General features: G+C 73.1%; 10 protein-coding genes and 1 rRNA gene. 6 read left to right on the plus strand and 5 right to left on the minus strand.

Annotation, left to right across the window (positions count from 1 at the left end):
• Positions 1-293: ribosomal RNA gene (locus tag ACIF8S_RS16520) — 16S ribosomal RNA — on the minus strand; the annotation flags it as partial.
• A gap of 644 nt (positions 294-937) precedes the next feature.
• Positions 938-1,486: a MarR family winged helix-turn-helix transcriptional regulator gene (locus ACIF8S_RS16525; RefSeq protein ID WP_399999825.1), complete on the minus strand. Its 549-nt coding sequence runs from the start codon at positions 1,484-1,486 to the stop codon at positions 938-940.
• A 123-nt stretch (positions 1,487-1,609) separates the two neighbouring features.
• On the opposite strand from ACIF8S_RS16525, the gene ACIF8S_RS16530 reads away from it, so the two are divergent.
• A complete protein-coding gene (locus ACIF8S_RS16530) occupies positions 1,610-2,878 on the plus strand; it encodes an MFS transporter (RefSeq protein WP_400000055.1) in 1,269 nt (422 codons plus the stop codon).
• A 16-nt stretch (positions 2,879-2,894) separates the two neighbouring features.
• Here the strand turns inward: ACIF8S_RS16530 and ACIF8S_RS16535 are convergent, their stop codons facing one another.
• Both ACIF8S_RS16535 and ACIF8S_RS16540 read right to left on the minus strand, forming a co-directional pair.
• On the minus strand, positions 2,895-4,550 hold the full coding sequence (locus ACIF8S_RS16535) for a SpoIIE family protein phosphatase (protein WP_399999826.1): 1,656 nt from the start codon (positions 4,548-4,550) through the stop codon (positions 2,895-2,897).
• A 171-nt stretch (positions 4,551-4,721) separates the two neighbouring features.
• Positions 4,722-6,101 carry an NAD(P)/FAD-dependent oxidoreductase gene (locus tag ACIF8S_RS16540; RefSeq protein ID WP_399999827.1) on the minus strand — a complete coding sequence of 460 codons (1,380 nt, stop codon included), beginning with the start codon at positions 6,099-6,101 and terminating at the stop codon, positions 4,722-4,724.
• A gap of 376 nt (positions 6,102-6,477) precedes the next feature.
• Between ACIF8S_RS16540 and ACIF8S_RS16545 the strand changes: the two genes are divergently transcribed.
• Positions 6,478-7,212, plus strand: coding sequence for a helix-turn-helix domain-containing protein (locus ACIF8S_RS16545; RefSeq protein ID WP_349795884.1), 735 nt, complete (start codon positions 6,478-6,480; stop codon positions 7,210-7,212).
• Positions 7,213-7,534: 322 nt separating this feature from the next.
• On the opposite strand, the gene ACIF8S_RS16550 is transcribed toward ACIF8S_RS16545, so the two are convergent.
• Positions 7,535-9,658, minus strand: coding sequence for an asparagine synthase-related protein (locus ACIF8S_RS16550; RefSeq protein WP_399999828.1), 2,124 nt, complete (start codon positions 9,656-9,658; stop codon positions 7,535-7,537).
• Positions 9,659-10,396: 738 nt separating this feature from the next.
• Between ACIF8S_RS16550 and ACIF8S_RS16555 the strand changes: the two genes are divergently transcribed.
• From ACIF8S_RS16555 to ACIF8S_RS16570, 4 genes are all read left to right on the plus strand, one after another.
• Positions 10,397-11,821 (plus strand): MFS transporter, encoded by a 1,425-nt coding sequence (locus ACIF8S_RS16555; RefSeq protein WP_349795880.1) that lies wholly within the window; start codon positions 10,397-10,399, stop codon positions 11,819-11,821.
• 92 nt (positions 11,822-11,913) lie between these two features.
• Positions 11,914-13,137 carry an L-2-hydroxyglutarate oxidase gene (gene lhgO / locus ACIF8S_RS16560; protein WP_399999829.1) on the plus strand — a complete coding sequence of 408 codons (1,224 nt, stop codon included), beginning with the start codon at positions 11,914-11,916 and terminating at the stop codon, positions 13,135-13,137.
• A gap of 60 nt (positions 13,138-13,197) precedes the next feature.
• Positions 13,198-14,034: a tRNA (guanosine(46)-N7)-methyltransferase TrmB gene (gene trmB, locus ACIF8S_RS16565; protein ID WP_400000056.1), complete on the plus strand. Its 837-nt coding sequence runs from the start codon at positions 13,198-13,200 to the stop codon at positions 14,032-14,034.
• Positions 14,035-14,100: 66 nt separating this feature from the next.
• Positions 14,101-15,591, plus strand: a complete 1,491-nt coding sequence (locus ACIF8S_RS16570) for a PrsW family glutamic-type intramembrane protease (protein ID WP_399999830.1) — start codon at positions 14,101-14,103, stop codon at positions 15,589-15,591.
• The last annotated feature ends 41 nt before the right edge of the window (positions 15,592-15,632 follow it).

Raw genomic sequence — 15,632 nt, forward strand, 5'->3', positions numbered from 1 at the left:
TCTCAGGCCGGCTACCCGTCGTCGCCTTGGTGAGCCATTACCTCACCAACAAGCTGATAGGCCGCGGGCTCATCCTGCACCGCCGGAGCTTTCGATCATCCAAGATGCCTAGGATGATCAGTATCCGGTATTAGACCCCGTTTCCAGGGCTTGTCCCAGAGTGCAGGGCAGATTGCCCACGTGTTACTCACCCGTTCGCCACTAATCCCCACCGAAGTGGTTCATCGTTCGACTTGCATGTGTTAAGCACGCCGCCAGCGTTCGTCCTGAGCCAGGATCAAACTCTCCGTGAATGTTTACCGGTAATCCGGTGCACACATCACGAGAGCGGAACGTCGGGAGGAATAGTCCCGACGTTCACAGCGTCCTCGCTGTGTTTATTTCAAAGGAACCTCGACCATCCGAAACCGGATGGACGGGGTATCAACATATCTGGCGTTGACTTTTGGCACGCTGTTGAGTTCTCAAGGAACGGACGCTTCCTTTGTACTCACCCTCTCGGGCTTTCCTCCGGGCGCTTCCCTTCGGTCTTGCGTTTCCGACTCTATCAGATCTTTCCGATCCGATTTCCTCGGTGCTTTCCAGCGCCAGCGCTTTCGCGCTTTCCCTTTCCGGCGGTTCCGACTTTATCAGATCCAGTTTCTCGCTCTGACCCCCAGTCAGCGGGGCTTGTCTTCCCGGCCGTTGGGCCGTTCCGACGTCTCAAACCTTAGCGGACTCTCTCCGTGTTCCCCAAATCGGGAGTGCGGAATTGAATTCGGACATGCCGATGTCGATCCCGCTGGGAGGTCGTACTGAGGTGTGATGCCGCTGTCGCGGCGGAAGTGCTGCCGGAGAACCGTTACGGCCCCGTGGCAACCCGAAGAACCTTACGGATCGGGTGGGGGCGCGTCAAGTACCCACGCCCAAGATCTTTCGTACCGGGGTCGAGCCCCGGTCAGTCCAGGTCGGTGAGGCGTCCGCCGGCGTCCGGCTGGGCGTCCTCCACCCGACGCAGGAGGCGGGTGAGGACGTCGCCGAGGGTCGCCCGCTCGTCGTGGTCGAGGTCCTGCAGGAGGTCCGCCTCGAAGACGGTGGCCATCCGCATGGCCTCCTGCCACTTCTCCCGGCCGGCCGGGGTGAGCTCCACGATGACACGCACCCGGTTGTTCTCGTCCCGCTCCCGGGTGACCAGACCTTCCGTGACCATGCGGTCGATGCGGTGGGTCATGGCGGCCGGCGTCAGACCCAGGCGCTTGGCCAGGTCACTGGGGCCCATGCGGTAGGGGGCGCCGGAGAGGACGAGGGCCTTGAGGACCTCCCAGTCGGCGTTGGTGATGCCGAGCTCGGCGGTCTGACGGCCGTAGGCGACGTTCATGCGGCGGTTCAGCCGGGACAGCGCGTTGACGATCTTCTCGACCTGGGGGTCGAGGTCCTGGAACTCGCGCTGGTAGGCGGCGATCTGCTCTTCGAGTGTCGGCTCTTCGACGCCGGGGGTGTCGCCCATGCCCCGCAGTATGGCACGACCCTTCTTTGCCTTGAAGTCCTTCTCTATGTACTCTTTAGCTTCGAACTTTAGCTTCTAAGTCTTCACTCCTAACGTGTGAGAGAGGTGAACGTGACCAGGGCGATGGGCGCAGCGATGCGCCGGATTCACGTGGGCAACGCACTCAGCGCTTTCGGGCTGGGCTTCACGGTCCCGTACCTGTACGTCTACGTGGCGCAGGTGCGCGGGCTGGGACCGGTGACGGCGGGGCTCGTCCTCGCCGTCTTCGCCGTGGCCGCGCTGATCGTGCTGCCGCTGGCCGGGCGGGCCATCGTCCGGCGTGGCCCGCTTCCGGTGCTGCTCGCCGCCTTGGTCACCGCCGCGATCGGGGCGCTGAGCCTCGGACTGTCGGGCAGCGCGGCGACCGTGCTGCTGTCGGCGGCGGCGCTCGGTGCCGGACAGGCGGTCATGCAGCCGGCGCTCGCGACGATGATCGTGGAGTGCTCCGGTCCGGAGACCCGGTCCCGGGCGTTCGCCATGCAGTTCTTCCTGCAGAACCTCGGGCTCGGCGTCGGCGGTCTCATCGGCGGTCACCTGGTGGACCCGAGCAAAGCGGGCTCCTTCACCCTTCTCTTCTCCCTCGAAGCGGCGATGTTCCTGCTGCTCGTCGTGGTGATGGCGACGGTGCGGACGCCGCGCTCGCCGCGGCTCGACGGCGCCCCCGCCCAGTCGGGCGGCAGCAGCTGGAAGCAGCTGTTGGGCAACCGGGCGATGGTGCAGCTGTGCGTGCTGGGCTTCGTGCTGTTCTTCGCCTGCTACGGCCAGTTCGAGTCGGGCCTGAGCGCCTACGGCGTCGAGGCCGCCGGGATCTCCACGTCCGCGCTGGGGACGGCACTGGCGGCGAACACGCTGGTGATCGTCGTCGCGCAGTTCGCGGTGCTGCGCTTCGTGGAGCGGCGCAAGCGGTCGCGGGTGATCGCCTCGGTCGGTCTCATCTGGGCCGTGGCGTGGGCCGTGGCCGGGTACGCGGGCCTGGGCCACGGGAGCCAGACGATGGCGACCGCCGCGTTCGTGTCGACGTACGCGCTCTTCGGGCTCGGGGAGGCGATGCTCTCGCCGACGCTGGCGCCGCTGGTGGCCGATCTCGCGCCGACCGGCATGGCCGGTCAGTACAACTCGGCCTTCGCGCTGGTGAAGCAGCTCGCGCTGGCCGTGGGACCGGCCGTGGGCGGCCCGCTGGGCGCCTCGCTGCACGCGCCGTACATCGTGGTCTTCCTGTTGTTCTCGCTGGGCATCACCGTGCTGGCCGTGCGGCTGGGGCGGCAGCTCACCGAGGTGCAGGACCATCCGTCGATGGCGCGCAGCCGGGTGGTGGCGCAGGGCGGTGCGGAGCAGGCAGCGGCGCGCGCCTGACCGCACGCCCCACCTGTCACACGGCGACGCCGGCGGGCTGGGGCAGCAGGAACTCGCACCAGACCGCCTTGCCGCCACCCGGTGTGCGCCGGCTGCCCCAGGTGGAGGCGATCGTCGCGACGATGGCGATGCCCCGGCCGGCCTCGTCGCCGGGCTCCGCGCGACGGCGCCTCGGCAGGTGGTCGTCGCCGTCGGTGACCTCGATGATCAAACGGCGGTCTGTGCGGCGCAGCCGCAGCCGCATCGGGGGTGTGCCGTGCTGGAGGGAGTTGGCGACCAGTTCGCTGGTCGCCAGCACGCCCAGGTCGTGCAGTTCGGCGGGGAATCGCCAGCTGGTCAGCACGCCCGACGCGAAGGCACGCGCGCGGGGTGCCGCCTCGACCCCGCCCAGCAGTTCGAGCGCGGCGTTGCGGAACAGCTCGCTCTCCGCCCCCGTACGCGCGGGATGCTGCAGGACCAGGACGGCGACGTCGTCGTCGTGGTCCGGGGTGACGCCGGCCGAGCGGACCAGGCGGTCGCAGACGACCTGAGGGCTGCCGGTGGCTCCGGCCAGGGCCCGCTCCAGGGCGGCGATGCCCTCGTCGAGGTCCTCGTCACGGCGCTCGACGAGCCCGTCGGTGTAAAGGACGGCGGTCGAGCCCGGGCCGAGCGGCACGGACCCCGAGGAGTGCATCCAGCCGCCGGTGCCGAGCGGGGGGCCGGTCGGTTCGTCGGCGCGCCGCACGGTGCCTTTCTCGTCCCGGACCAGGATGGGGAGGTGGCCCGCGGAGGCGTACACCAGGCGTCCCTCGTTGGGGTCGTGGATGGCGTACACGCAGGTGGCGATCTGGTTGGCGTCGATCTCCATGGCGAGGCCGTCGAGCAGCTGCAGCACCTCGTGCGGCGGGAGGTCGAGGCGCGCGTAGGCCCGGACGGCCGTGCGCAGCTGGCCCATGACGGCGGCGGCCCGCACGCCCCGGCCCATCACGTCGCCGATGACCAGGGCGGTGCGGCCGCCGCCGAGCGTGATCACGTCGTACCAGTCGCCGCCGACGGCCGCCTCGGTGCCGCCGGGGTGGTAGGTCGCCGCGATCCGCAGGTCGTCGGGCTCCTCGAGCTCCTGGGGGAGGAGGGAGCGCTGCAGGGTGACGGCGGTCTCGCGCTGTCTGCGCTCGCTGGCGCGCAGCCGCTCGGCGGCCTCGGCGTGGTCGGTGACGTCGGTGGCGAAGACCAGCACCCCGCGGCCGTCGCCCTCGCCGGCCGGGGTGCAGGTGAACGTGTAGGAGCGGCCGTCGGGGGCCTTGCGTGACTTCACCGTGCGGGGCTTGCCGCTGCGCAGGACCTGGTCGAGGAGGGGAAGCAGCCCCAGCTCGTCGAGTTCCGGGAGCGCTTCCCTGGCGGGCGCGCCGAGGGGGCGGACGCCGAAGGCGGCCGTGTAGGCGTCGTTGACGTAGGCGATGCAGTGTTCCGGGCCGTGCACCAGGGCGACGAGGTAGGGGACGCGGTCCAGGACCTCGCGCACCGCGAGTTCGTCCACCGCGGGCGCGGGGCGCTCGCCGTCGGTGAGCTGTTCGGCGCGGGCCGCGGGCACGGAGCCCTCTCCCCGCCGGTCCGGGGAAACCGTCTGCTCGGTCCGCGCTGCGGCGCGGCGCTGCGTTCCGGGGAGCCGGGCGCTCCAGCGCGTGAAGTTCACGAATGTTTGCCTCGTGTAGTTGTCGGCGGCCGGATACCGGGACCGGCCGGGGCCCGGGGGCCGCACCGGGGGCGGGCCGTCCCGCCCCGCGGTGGTGGCCCAGTCTGGCAGGGTCCGGCCGGGCCGACATCCGCTAGACGCCGGTCCGGCCGCGAGAGTTCCTGGGTCCGGTCAGGACGACCCCTTCGGGTCGTGCGGTGGGTCCTGGGAAGGCTTTCCACCGGCCGCCAGTTCGAACTCCGCCCGAGGATGTTCGAGTGAACCGAGCGAGACGATCTCCCGTTTGAAGAGCCCCGCGAGCGTCCACTCCGCGGCCACGCGCGCTTTCCGGTTGAAGGTCGGCACCCGGCTGAGGTGATAGGTCCGGTGCATCAGCCAGGCGGGGTAGCCCTTCAGCTTGCGCCCGTAGACCTGGGCGACCCCCTTGTGCAGCCCCAGGGAGGCGACGGAACCGGCGTACTTGTGGGCGTACGTCTCCAGGGGTTCGCCGCGCAGGGCGTGGACGACGTTGTCACCGAGCACCCGGGCCTGGCGCAGGGCGTGCTGCGCGTTGGGGGCGCACTCCCGCCCCTTCTCCCCCGCGGTGACGTCGGGCACGGCGGCGGCGTCACCGGCGGCCCAGGCGTGGGCGGCACCCTCGACGGCCAGTTCGGCGGTGCAGCGCAGCCGGCCCCGCTCGTTCAGCGGCAGGTCGGTGGCCGCCAGCACCGGGTGCGGCTTCACCCCGGCCGTCCATACGACCGTCCGCGTCGGGAAACGCGATCCGTCGCTCAGTACGGCCACCCGGTCGGCGCAGGACTCCAGGCGCGTCTCCAGACGTACGTCGATGTTGCGCCGCCGCAGTTCGGTGACCGTGTAGCGGCCCATCTCCTCGCCCACCTCGGGCAGGATCCGGCCGGACGCCTCCACGAGGATCCACTTCATGTCCTCGGGGCGGAGGTTGTGGTAGTACCGCGCGGCGTACCGGGCCATGTCCTCCAGCTCGCCGAGCGCCTCCACGCCCGCGTAGCCGCCGCCGACGAAGACGAACGTCAGCGCGGCGTCCCGGACGGCGGGGTCGCGCGTGGAGGAGGCGATGTCCATCTGCTCCAGCACGTGGTTGCGCAGTCCGATGGCTTCCTCCACCGTCTTGAAGCCGATGGCGTGGTCGGCGAGGCCCGGGATCGGCAGGGTGCGCGCCACGGAGCCGGGGGCGAGGACCAGTTCGTCGTACGCGATCCGCTGCCCGTCCGTGCCTTCCTCGTCGGTGGCCGGCGTGCGCACGGTGGCCGTCCGCGCGGCGTGGTCGACGGCGGTGGCCTCCCCGATGACGACGCGGCACCGGTCGAGGACACGACGCAGCGGTACGACGACATGGCGAGGGGAAATGGCACCGGCGGCCGCTTCGGGAAGGAAGGGCTGATACGTCATGTACGGATCCGGCGTGACGACCGTGATCTCGGCGTCGCCTCTCGCGAGCTCCCGTTTCAGCCTTCGTTGCAGGCGCAGGGCCGTGTACATCCCGACGTAGCCGCCGCCGACAACGAGAATGCGCGCACGTTCCTTCACCATCCCATGACGCACCCGTCGCTTCCGTTTGTCCACAGCCTCGACGAATTGTGTGACCGGAGGACTTCACCGGCCGTGGTTGGCCGATTTACCGACCCACACCCCCTTTCCGCAGGTCACACCGGATGATCGCCACCCATTCGGGGGAACATTCAGGACGTATACGACTCGTGCTCCGATCGAGGGGCGCTCCGTGCGGAACGTGCCCCTTCTGAATTGACTCCCGCTCAACTATGTTCGTGTGTCGACGGGGTGCAGGGGGATGTGCTCATCGGGTCCGCGACGGGCGGGACCGACAGGCCGGTCCCGTTCCACACGCCCCGGTCGTCAATGGCGGGGAGAGTCTCCGGGGGGAGACGTCATTACCGGGGGAATACACATGCATGTTCAGGACTCTCATTGGTCGTCCGCTGTCGCCGCCGGCGCCACGATGAGCGCGGCCTCGGGCGGACGCCCGGACGGCGGACGCACCACACCGCTGCGCGTGGACGCGCAGCGGAACCTGGAGCACGTGCTGCGCGCCGCGCGTGAGGTCTTCGGCGAGCTGGGCTACGGCGCGCCCATGGAGGACGTGGCCCGCCGGGCCCGGGTCGGTGTGGGCACCGTGTACCGGCGGTTCCCGAGCAAGGACGTGCTGGTACGGCGGATCGCCGAGGAGGAGACCTCCCGGCTGACCGAGCAGGCGCGTGCGGCGCTGGGCCAGGAGGACGAGCCGTGGTCGGCGCTGTCCCGCTTCCTGCGCACGTCGGTCGCCTCCGGCGCGGGGCGGCTGCTGCCGCCGCAGGTGCTGCGGGTCGGTGTGGCGGAGGAGCGGGGTCTGCCGGAGCACGCGCGGCTGCCGCAGCAGCGGACGCAGCCGGCGGGGGAGTTGCGGCTGGTGCCGGAGGAGCGGGCGGAGGACGACGCGGGGGCGGCGGAGCTGCTCGACGTCGTCGGTCAGCTGGTGGACCGGGCGCGGGCGGCGGGTGAGCTGCGGGCGGACGTGTCCGTGTCGGACGTGCTGCTGGTGATCGCCACGTCGGCGCCTTCGTTGCCGGATGCGGCGCAGCAGGCGGCGGCGTCGGCGCGGTTGCTGGACATCCTCCTGGAGGGCCTCCGCAGCCGCCCCTCCTGACCCAGGGTCACTTTTCCGCCACCCAGGCCGGCACCCGCGGGGCCCATACCCCCCCCCCGGGCGCCGGCCTGCGTACGTGAGCCCCAGGCGGCACGACTGCCCGCGGCTAGCGGTGCTGTGGCCGCGTACGGCGGGGAGGGGACGGGGTGGGGGTGGGCGCCCGCAGCGGCCGGCACGTCAACACCCCGCACCCCACAGACACGCCCCATCGCGCCAGACCGAGGACGACCACCCCCCCCCCGGCCCCGCACCACCCACCCCACCGTGGGCGGTCCACCAGCCCCGGCGGCAGCCCTCGGCGACAGCCCTCAGCGCAGCCCCCTCAACGGGACCCCGCTGCCCCCGCCCCCAGCGCCCCCCGCTGCGGCGCGATCCCCCCCGGCACCGCCCGCTGCCGCGCCGGCGTCCCCGTCCAGCACGTCCCCCGCCGCGCCAGCAGCCTCCGCAGCCACACCTCCAGCGCCACCAGATCCGCCAGCCCGTCCAGCGGCAGCGCCTCCCCCTCCGCCGCCCCCCGCAACGCCTTGCGCACCACCCGCGCCTCCACCAGCCCCGCCTCCGCCAGCAACGGCGTGTCGAACAGCGAGATCAGCGTTCCCGCCGCCACCCGCAGCCCCGTCCGCGCCGCGACCGCCGACGTGGCCACCCCCGGCGTCCCCCACCCCGCCGGCAGATCCCGCACTCCCGCACCCTCCAGCACCGACCGCAGGATCGACGCCCGGGCCCCCGGCTGCACCCGCAGCGCCTCCGGCAGGGCGCGGGCCGCCCGCACCACCTGGTTGTCGAGAAACGGCGTGTGCAGCCGCTGCGACCGGATCTCCGCCGCCTGCTCCAGCACCCGCACGTCCGCCGCGTACCGCGCCAGCGCCGCCCGCGCCCGGAAGTCCCCCGGCCGCTGCCCCGGCCCGACCTCGGACCGCCATGTCGACGCCTGGAGGCGAACCGATACTTCAGCCAGCGCCTCACCGGTCAGCCAACGCGCCGCGGGCCCGGGTCTCCCCCAGGTCAGCGCTGCCAGCGAGGCGTCCGCGGCCCCGCCCGGCCCGTCGTCGCCGAGCTTCCGCCGCAGCAGCCGCTCCGCGAGGGACTCCAGCCCCGTCCGGTACGGCGTCCGCGCCAGCCGCCGCGCCGCGGCGTAGACGCGCGCCGGCACCATCACGGACCCGTCCGCCTTGGCGAGGGCGGCGACCGGCCGCACCAGGTGCCGCCGCTTGCGGTCCAGCAGCAGGTCGGCCAGGCGCGCCGGGTGCGCGTCGAGCACCTGCTTGGCGCCGTACCCGGTGAAGTGGTCCGCGCTGCCCGCCGCGAGCCGCGCCCGGTGCCGCGCGGCAGCGACCAGGGACGGCCCCGGCTCGTCGGTCAGCGGCCCGTCCAGCTCGACGTACGGAAGCGTCGACTCGCCGCCCGTGACCACCACGTGGTGCAGCCGCGGGTTGGCGGCCAGCGCACCGGCCCGCTCCAGCTCGCCCTCGTCGCGCCCGCCGGCGTCGCCGGCCGCGAGGTCGTTGAAGGTGACGGCCAGCAGCCGCTCCCCCGCGCCGGTGCCGTGCCCGAGGACGGTGCCCGGCATCCCGGGGAGCCCGGCGGCCAGCAGAGCGAGCGCCCCCGAGGCCGGCCCGCCGGACAGGTCGGCCCCGATCCCCGCGACCGGCGTGCCCCGGGCCGCCCGCCGTTCGGCCGGCCCCATCCCCGGTACGGGGCCGGGGTCCATGTCGGCCCCGGGGACGTGCCGGGGAGCGGCCAGCCGGGTCCGTACGGCCTCCACCAGCGCGTCCCGCACGGCGTCCACCGCGTGATCGGGGTCGGCGGGCGGGGCGGCGACGGCCAGCGAGGCAACGGGTTCGTACCCGGCGACCTCACGGGCACCGGCACGCAGGATCAGCGCGTGCCCCGGCGGAATGCGTTTCACGCCGTCGTACGGGGTGGAGTCCTGCAGCGCGGCGGGCACGTCGGGCGCCGCGAGCAGTGCGGCGAGGTGCCCGAAGTCGAGGTTGGCCTCGACGAGGTCGGCGAGCGGCAGGGCGGCGGTGGCGTACGCGGTGCCGCCCGCCCAGGGGGTGTAGAAGACGGGCCGGGCGCCAGCGAGGTCGCCGCACACGGTGACCCGGCGGCCGACCTGGACGACGGCCGTGTAGCTGCCCGGCCAGGCGGTGAGGTGCCGCAGCGCCCCGCCCCGGGCGGCGAAGAGGGCGACGCGCAGCTGTTCGTCGGAGGCGCCGCAGGTGCCCAGGACGGCGATGCGGGTCTGCGCGTCGGACGAGACCACCCGTACCTCGTCGGGGCGCCAGTCGCCGACCGCCCACAGGGGATCGGGGTCGCCCCACAGCAGGTGGGAGCCGACCGGCTGCACGGTCTCGCCGTCGACGCCGGTGGCACCGGCGGAGCCGACGGGGCCGTAGCCCCCGGCCGCCGCGGCGGTGCTGCTCCATCCCACCAACCACCGCATCGCCGCCTCCACAAGCTGTGGACAACCAGTGCACCGTACGAACCGGTTCCCCATGCTGCCATGAAGGAGGCGCTCGGTAACGCCGCCGGAGCGGTGTGTGCTCCGCCGAATGCGCCCCGGCGGATACACCCACCCTCCGCGGGCGTTGACCCGGTGCGCACCCGAACACCCGCCCGAGACAGGGAGATCGACGTCAGGGCGCCCGCCGCCCACCAGGCCACTTCGACGCGAATGCGCCCCCGTAGCGCGCCCCCAAAGCCACCAACGCGCCCTCAACTACCTGGGTAGAAAGGCGGATACGCCGAAAAGAGTGGCAACGATTTTCGGCCATTTCGAAGCGGTGAGATCACACTCGAACACGCTCCGTGCAGGCTCTGCGCACCACCGCGGGGCGCACGGTCCGGGAGGCGGAGCACGCCTCCCGGACCGTTCCGCCGCCCGCGGGGATGTAGGCGGCGGTGTTCCCCCAGCCCACTGGATCCAGTACAGCGGGCCGACCCACGCACCGACCATGGAACCGCTCCCGTGATGGCCGGAGAAGAGCGCACGGACGGGCGCACGGCCACACACCGGGAGCACGCCGCAACTGCGCGTATCGGACCCGTACTTCAGTACGGACCACAATCCCGCCATCCGGAAGAATGCCCCTTAACGCTTGGGATGCGGCGAACTACGCTGGGTTTACGAATGCCGCGTGGTTATGCCAGTGCGGCAGCCGTCTGTGTCGAGGGGTGGCGCATGTCCAGGGAGCAACGCGGGCCGAACGAAAAACTCGGCGCCGTTCTCGCCCTCGCGGGAATCTCGAACGCCGGCCTCGCGCGGCGCGTCAACGACCTTGGCGCACAGCGAGGACTGACGCTTCGCTACGACAAGACGTCGGTGGCGCGCTGGGTGTCGAAGGGAATGGTGCCCCAGGGTGCCGCCCCGCACCTGATCGCCGCCGCCATCGGCCAGAAGCTGGGCCGTCCCGTGCCGCTGCACGAGATCGGTCTGGCGGACGCCGATCCCGCGCCCGAGGTGGGTCTCGCCTTCCCCCGTGACGTCGGCCAGGCGGTGCGCAGCGCGACGGAGCTGTACCGGCTGGACCTCGCGGGCCGCCGTGCCGGCTCCGGCGGCATCTGGCAGTCCCTGGCCGGGTCGTTCGCGGTGAGCGCGTACGCGACCCCCGCCTCACGGTGGCTGATAACCCCGGCCGACAGCTCGGTGGCGCGCGAGGTGAGCCCGTCCGACGGCTCCGGCGCACCGCTCAAAGTCGGCCACAGCGACGTACGGAAACTGCGTGAGGCCGCGGAGGACGCCCGGCGCTGGGACTCCAAGTACGGCGGCGGCGACTGGCGTTCGTCGATGGTGCCCGAGTGCCTCAGGGTCGAGGCGGCCCCGCTGCTGCTCGGCTCCTACTCCGACGACGTGGGCCGCTCCCTCTTCGGCGCGTCGGCCGAACTCACCCGCCTCGCGGGCTGGATGGCCTTCGACACCGGTCAGCAGGAGGCGGCCCAGCGCTACTACATCCAGGCCCTGCGGCTGGCCCGCGCGGCGGCCGACGTGCCGCTCGGCGGCTACGTCCTCGCCTCGATGTCGCTGCAGGCGACCTACCGCGGCTTCGGCGACGAGGGCGTGGACCTCGCCCAGGCGGCACTGGAGCGCAACCGGGGCCTGGCCACCGCCCGCACCCTGAGCTTCTTCCGTCTGGTGGAGGCACGCGCGCACGCACGCGCCGGTGACGCCCACGCGGCCGGCGCCGCGCTGAAGGCGGCGGAGAGCTGGCTGGAACGGTCCCGCCCCGGCGACAGCGACCCGACCTGGCTCGGCTTCTACTCCTACGACCGTTTCGCCGCCGACGCCGCGGAGTGCTACCGCGACCTGAAGGCGCCCCGCCAGGTCCGCCGCTTCACCGAGCAGGCGCTGTCGAAGCCGACCGAGGAGTTCGTGCGCTCGCACGGCCTGCGCCTGGTGGTCTCCGCGGTCGCCGAACTGGAGTCCGGCAACCTGGACGCGGCCTGCGAGCAGGGCGTACGGGCCGTGGAGGTGGCGGGCCGTATCTCCTCCGCCCGCACCACGGAGTACGTCAGGGACCTGCTGCACCGTTTGGAGCCCTACGGCGACGAGCCGCGCGTGGTCGAGCTGCGCGAGCGCGCCCGCCCGCTGCTGATGACGACGGCCTGACCGCTCCGCCGGCCACGGCGGGACCGTCCGGCCCGGGCCTCCCCCTGGTTTGAAGCCGTTGTCAGTGGCGCAGTGCACTATCGACACGGGAGGTGGCACAGGTGGTGGCGGGGTCGTACGACTGTGACGTGGTGGTGATCGGCGGCGGGATCGTCGGCCTGTCGACGGCGTATGCCCTCGGGCGGGCGGCCCCCGGGACGCGGGTGACGGTGCTGGAGAAGGAGCCCGGCCCGGCCCGGCACCAGACGGGCCGCAACAGCGGGGTGATCCACAGCGGCATCTACTACCGCCCAGGCTCGCTGAAGGCGCGGTACGCGGTGCGGGGCGCGGCGGAGATGGTGAAGTTCTGCGCCGAGTACGACATCCCGCACGCGGTGACGGGCAAGCTGATCGTCGCCACGGCCCGCGAGGAGCTGCCCCGGCTGCACGCCCTGGTGCAGCGCGGCCGGGAGAACGGCCTCGCGGTGCGCGAGCTGTGCGGCGCGCAGATCGCGGAGTACGAACCGGAGGTCGAGGGCCTCGCCGCGATCCACGTCGGCACCACCGGCATCTGCGACTACGGCACGGTCGCCCGCCGGCTGGCGGAGGCGTCCGGCGCCGGCCTGCGTTACGGCGCCGAGGTGGTCCGCGTGGACCGGCGCCCCGACCGGGGCGTGGCCGTCCTGACGGCGGCCGGCGACATCGTGCGCGCCCGCATGCTGGTGAACTGCGCGGGACTGCACTGTGACCGGATCGCCCTGCTCACGGGCGACGAACCCGGCGCCCGCATCGTGCCCTTCCGTGGCGAGTACTACGAACTGGCCCGCCCCGACCTGGTGCGGGGCCTGGTCTACCCGGTGCCCGACCCGGCGTTCCCCTTCCTCGGCGTCCACCTCACCCGCGGCACGGACGGCGGGGTGCACGTCGGGCCCAACGCGGTCCCGGCCCTGGCCCGCGAGGGCTACGACTGGCGGACGGTGCGTCCGCGCGAGCTGGGCGCCACCCTGGGCTGGCCGGGCTCCTGGCAGCTGGCCCGCCGCCACTGGCGGTACGGCACCGGCGAGCTGCACCGCTCGCTGTCCAGGCCCGCCTTCGCCCGGGCGGTGCGCCGGCTGCTGCCCGCCGTGCGGGACGAGGACCTGGTGCCGACGGCGGCCGGGGTGCGGGCGCAGGCGGTGCTGCGGGACGGCACACTGGTCGACGACTTCCTGATCCGGGAGGCCCCCCGCGCGGTGCACGTGCTGAACGCCCCCTCGCCCGCCGCGACGGCCTCGCTGCCGATCGGCCGGGAGATCGCCCGCCGGGCGCTGGACGGCCTCGCCGCGAGCGAGCGATGAGACCCGGGCCGCCGCCCGCGCCGTCCCCGTAAAATCGAGGGCACTGTGTCTGAATCCGTGATGAGCACCCCCGAAGCACCGCACGCCGACATGCCGGCCGGCGAGCCGGCCCACCGCGCCCGCGCGAAGGGGGAGCCGCGCTTCCCCGACGGCCCGAAGGCCGACCCCGCCGGGTCGCACTTCGAGCGGCGCATCCGCTCCTTCCAGCCGCGCCGCAGCCGGGTCACCGCCGGTCAGGCGGACGCCCTGCAGCGGCTGTGGCCGGTATGGGGGCTCGACATCGACGGCAGCCGCCGCCTGGACCTGGCCGAGCTGTTCGGGAACGACCACCCGGTCGTCCTGGAGATCGGCTTCGGCATGGGCGAGGCGACCGCGCGGATGGCCGCCGCCGACCCGGGGACCAACGTCCTCGCCGTGGACGTGCACACCCCCGGCCAGGGCCATCTGCTGCACCTCGCCGAGGAGCGCGGGCTGAGCAACGTCCGCGTGGCGAACGGGGACGCGATCATCCTGCTGCGCGAGATGCTCACGCCGGACGCCCTGAGCGGGCTGCGCGTCTACTTCCCCGACCCCTGGCCGAAGAAGCGGCACCACAAGCGGCGGCTGATCCAGCCCGAGTTCCTCACCCTCGCCGCTACCCGCCTCGCCCCGGGGGCCGTGCTGCACTGCGCCACGGACTGGGAGCCGTACGCGGAGCAGATGCTGGAGGTGCTCACGGCGCACCCCGCCTTCGAGAACACCCGGGCGGACGGCGGTTTCGCTCCGCGTCCGGAGTTCCGGCCGCTCACCCGTTTCGAGCGTCAGGGCCTGGACAAGGGGCACGTGGTGAACGACCTGCTCTTCCGCCGCGTACCGCACGACCACCCTGCCGGGCACCGGGACGGGGACCGTCCCTGAGACCCCGCGCCCCCGAGGCCCCGAGCCGGCACGCCGCCCTGCCCCTCCCTCGTTAGGGTCGATCCCGTGGCCAGCAGCCCTCCGTACCCGCCGTACCCCGGCGCAGCGCCCGGCCCCGGTCCGCGGCACCCGCACTGGTGGCAGCGACCCGCGGTGCGCTACGCGGCGCTGGTCACCCTGCTGGCCCTGTCCGGGCTGGTGATCCTGGCGCTGGTGCGGGAGCAGACGGGCACGCGGGGCTTCCTGGTCGGGCTGGGACTGGCCGTGCTGCCCGTCCCGCTGCTCCTGGCCGCCTTCCGCTGGCTGGGCCGGGTCGAGCCGGCCCCGTGGCGGAACCTGCTGTTCGCCTTCGCCTGGGGAGCGTGCGCGGCGGCGCTCATCGCCATCGTGGCGAACAGTTTCGCCACCCGGTGGATCGCGACGACGACCGCCGACCCGGCCGGCGCCGACACCCTGGGCGCGACGGTCATAGCGCCGGTGGTGGAGGAGTCCGCGAAGGCCGCGGCGGTCCTGCTGCTCTTCCTCTTCCGCAGACGCGACTTCACCGGGATCCTCGACGGCGTGGTGGTGGCCGGGGTCACCGCGACCGGGTTCGCGTTCACCGAGAACGTCCTCTACCTCGGCAACGCCTTCGGCGCCGACCAGCTCACCGGCGGCAGCGGCATCGCCTCGGTGACCGCGGCGACCTTCTTCGTCCGTATCGTCATGTCGCCGTTCGCGCACCCCCTGTTCACCGTGCTCACCGGCATCGGTTTCGGTGTCGCCGCGCTGGCCACGGACCGGCAGCGGGTGCGCCGGGTGCTGCTGCCGCTCGCCGGGCTGCTCCTGGCGATGGGCATGCACGCGCTGTGGAACGGCTCCGCGACGCTCGGCCAGTTCGGCTTCATCGCGGTGTACGGGGCGTTCATGGTGCCGGCGTTCGGGCTGCTGACCTGGCTGGTGGTGTGGACGCGGCAGCGGGAGCTGCGGACCGTGCGCACGGAGCTGCCCGCGTACGCGATCGCGGGCTGGCTGAGGCCCGCGGAGCCGTTCGCGCTCGGCTCGATGCGGGCCCGTCGCCTCGCCCGGCGGTACGCGCGCGAGCACGGCGGGAAACCGGCGGCGCGCGCGGTCGCCCAGTACGAGGCGTACGCGACCTCGCTGGCGTTCCTGCGGCACCGGGGCCGGACGGGGAAGGCCGGGGCGGACTTCGTGACCCGGGAGCGGCAGCTGCTGCTGGAGCTGTGGCACCGGCGCGCGGCGGCCCGCCCGGCGCTGGACCACGCGGCCCGCCTCACGGCGCCCCGCGTTCCGTACGGCGCCGCGTGGACCGGCCAGGCACCGCACGGGATGTACGGACGGACCCCTTACGGGCAGGCCGGGCAGGCCCCACACGGACAGCCCGCCCTGCACGGACAGCCCCCGTACGGACTGCCCTCGCACGCGCCGTTCCCCTACGGACCGCCCCCGCAGGGGCGGCCGCCCCACGGCGGGCCGTATCCGGGCCCGGCGGCGAGAACCCCTACCGTCGCTGACCGCACGGGCGGCGCCCCGGACATGCGTGACCGGCAGCCCTGACGTCGGGGGGTCGTCGTCGGGACTGCCGGCGTTCACGGCGT

The sequence above is a fragment of the Streptomyces sp. NPDC085937 genome (genome assembly GCF_044540535.1).
In the GTDB taxonomy this organism is placed as follows: domain Bacteria; phylum Actinomycetota; class Actinomycetes; order Streptomycetales; family Streptomycetaceae; genus Streptomyces.

Coding starts and splice junctions, on each gene's coding strand:
- ACIF8S_RS16530 (WP_400000055.1), top strand. CDS start 1,610: ATGGGCGCAGCGATGCGCCGGATTCACGTGGGCAACGCACTCAGCGCT.
- ACIF8S_RS16545 (WP_349795884.1), top strand. CDS start 6,478: ATGCATGTTCAGGACTCTCATTGGTCGTCCGCTGTCGCCGCCGGCGCC.
- ACIF8S_RS16540 (WP_399999827.1), bottom strand. CDS start 6,101: ATGGTGAAGGAACGTGCGCGCATTCTCGTTGTCGGCGGCGGCTACGTC.
- ACIF8S_RS16525 (WP_399999825.1), bottom strand. CDS start 1,486: ATGGGCGACACCCCCGGCGTCGAAGAGCCGACACTCGAAGAGCAGATC.
- ACIF8S_RS16550 (WP_399999828.1), bottom strand. CDS start 9,658: ATGCGGTGGTTGGTGGGATGGAGCAGCACCGCCGCGGCGGCCGGGGGC.
- ACIF8S_RS16555 (WP_349795880.1), top strand. CDS start 10,397: ATGTCCAGGGAGCAACGCGGGCCGAACGAAAAACTCGGCGCCGTTCTC.
- trmB (WP_400000056.1), top strand. CDS start 13,198: ATGAGCACCCCCGAAGCACCGCACGCCGACATGCCGGCCGGCGAGCCG.